At 35.4% G+C, this 3,957-nt stretch carries 1 protein-coding gene; it reads left to right on the top strand.

Annotated features, from left to right (window positions below):
• Window positions 1–3,957: LamG domain-containing protein (locus IEW75_RS15625; RefSeq protein WP_229714479.1), on the top strand; the 3,957-nt coding region annotated here is incomplete at both ends.

Below are 3,957 nucleotides of genomic sequence, written 5' to 3'. Positions count from 1 at the left end.
CAGAACCTACCAAGTAGATGATGGCAATGGAAATAGTATCAACGTTACCCAAAATATTGTTATTGATGATTTAACTACTCCTATCCCAAATACTTCCAATATAACAGACTCTTGTTCTGTTACAATTGATGCTACATTTGTAAGTGCAATTGATAATTGTGCAGGTACTATTTATGGGACTACTGCAGACTTTGCACTTCCACATACGTTTGATACAATAGGAATTCACTCAGTGTCTTGGGAGTTTAATGATGGAAATGGGAATATTGAATACCTTACACAAACAATAATCATTGAAGATAATCAAGTTCCGAACCCTGGAACACTTATAAATATTTCAGAAACTGGATGTGAATATACACCAACTGCTCCTGTTGCAAATGATGGGTGCCAACCAGATGTAATAGGTGTGCCAGATGTTCTGTTGCCTATTACTAGACCGGGATTAACTATAGTAACTTGGACTTTTACTGACAGTGCAGGAAATCAAGCTATAGCAACCCAAAACGTTAATCTTACACCTGAAGTAATTGATGGCGGTAATTTAACAGGGACTCTAGATGGTTTTGCTCCTTCCGATGATATAAGTTTAACATCCTGTTCAACGGATTCCTATAATATTACAATGGATTTATCTGGAGAAGATGGTACCATTATACAGTGGGAAAAGTTTGTAGCAGGAAGTGCAGATTGGGTGGTTATACCAAATACAACAGATTCTCATTCGGTTACATTTAATTCAACAAATAATAAATCAACATTATTCAAAGTCCTTGTAAGAAAAGGAACATGTGAGTTATACTCGAATGCTGTAAATGTACATTCCTTACCGCCAGATGTGCCACCTACTTTAGATATAGATTCTTTTAATGTTTGTTTTAATGATGAAATTACGTTGATAGCAAGAAGTGGATATACTCAGGAAGAAGATATTATAGAAGGAAGTGGAGGGAACTTTAATAATGGGCAATTTCAGGATAAATTTAATGATGATATGTGGAGAATTGATGGTGAGGCCGCAGCAACTTATTGGACTGCAAATGCAAATTCAGGAAAACCTACAAATTGGGCAGGAACAAACCCTCAGACATTTGGATCAATAGTTTATGATTCAGGAAATCCAAAATTTGGTATTTCACAAGGTGATTATGCTTCAGATTGGGTTAAAAAGAAAAAACCACAAGTTTTTGCTACAGGATATTCTAGTTTGGAAACTCCAATATTTAGTTTGGAGAATGTAAGCTCAGCCTTTTTAGAATTTGACCAAGCCTATAATTTGGTTGGTAGTGATTATGCTATATTGGAATTATCATTAGATGGAGGAGTTACATACAGTATCGTATTACAATCTTTGTCAGGTGGAGATACTTGGGATTGGCAAAACCATCCAGGCTCATCAGCAACAGCTTATAATTTCGAGAATGACGACTCATCCTTTGATTTATCAGCGTATGTTGGAGAAACAGAACTTAGGGTTAGATGGAAATTCCATGGAACTTCTGATGAAAGTGTATGGGCCGTTGACGGAATTACATTACCCGTCATACCTACTGTTTCTGAAATTGAATGGACAGAAGGAATTGGAGATCCGAATATAGATCCATTGGCTAATGGCGAGCTTGAGCTAGAATTTAAATTTACACCTGATGCTCCTGGGCAGCATGAATATGGCGCGACAACATTGGTAAACGGATGTAGAGCGTACGATATTGATGGAACCGCAATAGCAAAAGTAACTGTGAATTATGCGTATGCTGGTGAAGATCAATTATTTTCAGATGGTAATTGCGGTGCCGGACAGGTTAAACTAAATGCATATGACAATACAAAAAGTGCTAATGAAAATGCCACTAAAGGCTCATTTTCAAAGCCTACAGATTGTTTAACTTGTGATGATGATGGAACTATGGCTATAGGAGTATGGGAAGTAATTCCTGTATCAGGAACTTGTGGCGGTGGTTATGTTTCGGATGTTAATGACCCAGATGCTATATTTAAAGCTGAAGCAGGAATCTATGATTTGAGATGGACTGTTGAGGGCTGTTCAGATGTTGTTCGCATTGAAATACAAAATTGTAAAACTGTTGATTTTGATGGAAATGATGACTATATTGATTTTGGAGATGCCAATTATGATTTAGATTCAGAGTTTAGTATTGAAATGTGGATTAAACCACACAAAAATGCTACAAATAGTGTTCAAACATTATTTTCTAAAAAAGATTCAAATTCTTCAGCAAATAATGGCTATGAATTGAAATTAGAAAATGATTATATTTCCTTCCATTGGAATGGTAGCGGTTCTATTAAATCAGATTATCCATTAAGAGTAAATAATAATGATGAATACAGGTGGTATCATGTGGCGGTAACCTATGATGGTTTAAAATACAACTTATATATAGATGGGATTGATGTTAAAAACGGATCGGGTAGTAAAGTGAAAACAAATAATTATAATTGTTTGGTTGGAGCAAGGTTTGATAATGATGGTGCCCAAAATCATTTTTCAGGCTGGATAGATGAATTCCGTATTTGGAATGTTAGTTTAAAACCTGATCAAATTCATCAAATGATGAACCAAGAAATTGAAGCAAATGGAAGTGATGTAAATGGATCTACTATTGGGTTGCCTATTTCTGGTTTGGCCTGGAGTGATTTGGAAGGTTACTACCAAATGACTAATCTTGATTGTGGATATTTGGAGGCAAATAATGGAAGTATTATCAAAGGAAGGCTTTTAAATATAGACTCATCAATTGATAAGACTGCCCCATTGCCATATACATCAGCTAATAATGGAGATTGGAACAATAATTATACTTGGTCACAGTCAATTGTTTGGGACCCACCAAACAGTTTAGGCATTAATGGAGATAGAATAGATTGGAATATTGTAGAAATTTCGAATGACATTAATTCCTTGGAAGCAGGAGGAGCGAATGGAATTACTTTGTTAGGTTTAATATCCAATTCCGGGGAGTTAACTATAGCAGCAAATAGCGCAATGAATCAAACTAATAGTGGTCGTATGTTATGGATTACGCATTATTTAAGATTGAATGGTTCAATTGATTTGGTAGGTGAATCACAATTATTACAAAAAAAATATGGGTATTATAGTGATCCTCCTTTTAATCATAACTATATAACAACTCAACTTAGTGAAAGTATTCTTGCTACAGAAAGTACTGGATATATTGAAATAGATCAGCAAGGTCAAGGGAATTTATATAACTATGATTTTAGGTCATCTCCTGTGAGTATTCCCGGAGCTGGTTCTATCTCAACCTATACAATTAAAGGTGTAATGTTCGATGGAATTAATGTTACCGCATCTGATGAGCCTAAAGAAATTACTTTTAATACATCTCGTGATGGTGATGCTTTAACAAACCCTATAGAATTGTCAACTAGATGGTTATATCTAAATCCAAATGCTGCATCTTGGACACGTATTTGCCCTACATGTGATATTAAAATTGGGGAAGGTTTTACTTTTAAAGGGTCAATAGATCCATTAGTTTCCAGTGATTCTCAAAATTTTGTGTTTAAAGGAAAACCTAATAATGGGACATTTAACAACCTTACAATAGGAACTAATTGGGATTCCTATTTAGTTGGGAACCCTTATCCAAGTGCCATGGATGCAGATCAATTTATTATAGATAATGGACAGATCATTCAAGGAGCCGTGTATTATTATCATGATTTTGGAACAGATAATTCTCATTTGACGGGTGATGCTAGTTACGGTTACGCTATTTATTCAAGAGCGGGATCTGCTGAAGCAATAAATAGAAGGCCAGAAAATGGACCAAATGGGGGTAAATTGCCAGCAAGATATATACCAGTTGCACAAGGGTTTTGGGTGTATGGTTTGAACGGTGGAACTTTAAAATTTAACAACAATCAAAGAACCTCTGAATTTGTAACCAAAACATCATCAGGATCAGT

This window comes from Lutibacter litoralis (assembly GCF_014646675.1).
Classification (GTDB): domain Bacteria; phylum Bacteroidota; class Bacteroidia; order Flavobacteriales; family Flavobacteriaceae; genus Lutibacter; species Lutibacter litoralis.
The sequence above is the reverse complement of the archived record's forward strand: the minus strand, read 5'-3'. Positions and strand labels throughout refer to the sequence as shown.